The 1,307-nt window shown below is 56.9% G+C and carries 2 protein-coding genes; both read left to right on the top strand.

The features are described 5' to 3' along the window. Positions 1–337, top strand: a 337-nt coding sequence (locus tag VH88_RS16340; RefSeq protein ID WP_197071113.1) for a hypothetical protein, incomplete at its 5' end; no start/stop codon positions are given. After that, a complete protein-coding gene (locus tag VH88_RS15295; protein WP_045812018.1) occupies positions 334–1,257 on the top strand; it encodes a TniB family NTP-binding protein in 924 nt (307 codons plus the stop codon). The genes VH88_RS16340 and VH88_RS15295, both read left to right, overlap by 4 nt. The last annotated feature ends 50 nt before the right edge of the window (positions 1,258–1,307 follow it).

Genomic DNA, 1,307 nt, shown 5'->3' with positions numbered 1-1,307 from the left:
GAGGAAATTCTCAGGGGCACGTCAGCGGCTCTACAACAAGGGGCGCCGCCGAGAGGCCGAAGAAGCTAAAGACTCGCTGCTGCTGGCGCATATTCGAGAAGCCAAGAGAGCTGACGTTTCCCCATATCTTCGTCTTCTGGGTGAGGCACGCGATCGCGGTCCAACTGCCTCACACCTCGAAGACTTATCTTGGCACCTGGATCTGTCAGATTTTCATCCAAGGAAGTCTGTCGATGTCGCGACCGATTTAGCCCCCGTCCAGCCGGCGCCGGAAGCGAAGGCTGATCAAGCGCTATTGGGTTTCAGCATTCCTGATTTTCCTACGAGGCTGAAATGACCTCAGTTGGGTTGGATCCCTTCGCCCATCTGATCCCCGACGCACGCAAGGTCTTGGACGGCTCGGAAGCCGCGAGATTTGCCTTCATCGGCCGCGACAAGTTGATTGAAACCCCGGCCTTGAGGCAGGTGCAGCAATATGGGGAGGAGCTCTACGCTCATGCTCAGATTCAGCGCCCGCCAAATGGCCTTCTGATTGGGCCATCAGGCATCGGGAAAACCCATGCCATTTCATCGCTGGTTGATCGCCACCCACCGCGCCGGTCTAGAGCTAGCGGCGAACTGCGAGTGCCTATCCTTTTGCTGGAATACCCGCCGGAGCCAAGTCGGCGCTGGTTCGCCAAAGGCATTGCTGAAGGGCTCGGCTATTTAATGCCGCTGCCGCGGCACAGTGCCGACATATACGCCCTGCTATTGAGATTGATCGACAGAGCGCGAACCAGGCTCATCATTTGCGAAGAGGTTGGCCAACTGCATGGGTGGGGTCGAGATCACGTCCTGTACTTCTACGGCCTCACACGATGGCTTTCTAATCAAACTAAAGTTCCAATTATCTACACTGGAACCGATCAGGCGGCTGATCTCATTGACGGCGACATCCAGCTCAAAAGGCGTTTCGAGCGCCTGAAGTTGGACCCTTGGAAGGCGGATGCCGAATTCGCGGGTTTCATTAAAGCCTACCTGCGGACACTACCTCTACGTCACGAAACCATCGTCGATCTCAGCTTGGTGGAATGTGTCCACGAGATGGGCGAGGGGATCACCGACACTGTCGTCAAGATACTGAACCGGGCGGCGAAGCGCGCCATCCAGTCGGGTGCGGAGAGGATAACGGCGGCCGACATCGTTGCCGATGTCAGTCTGCCGCCTGTGATCACGATTGGTCGTCCAATCGTCAGGCGCCGCCAACGTCGTCGCTAGGTTTGCCGTTCGCCATGCAAAACGAGATTGATCTTCCCCCGTAAAAGTGG

This window comes from Brevundimonas sp. KM4 (assembly GCF_000964075.1).
GTDB classification, from domain to species: domain Bacteria; phylum Pseudomonadota; class Alphaproteobacteria; order Caulobacterales; family Caulobacteraceae; genus Brevundimonas; species Brevundimonas huaxiensis.
This window is presented reverse-complemented; position numbering and strand designations above follow the sequence as displayed.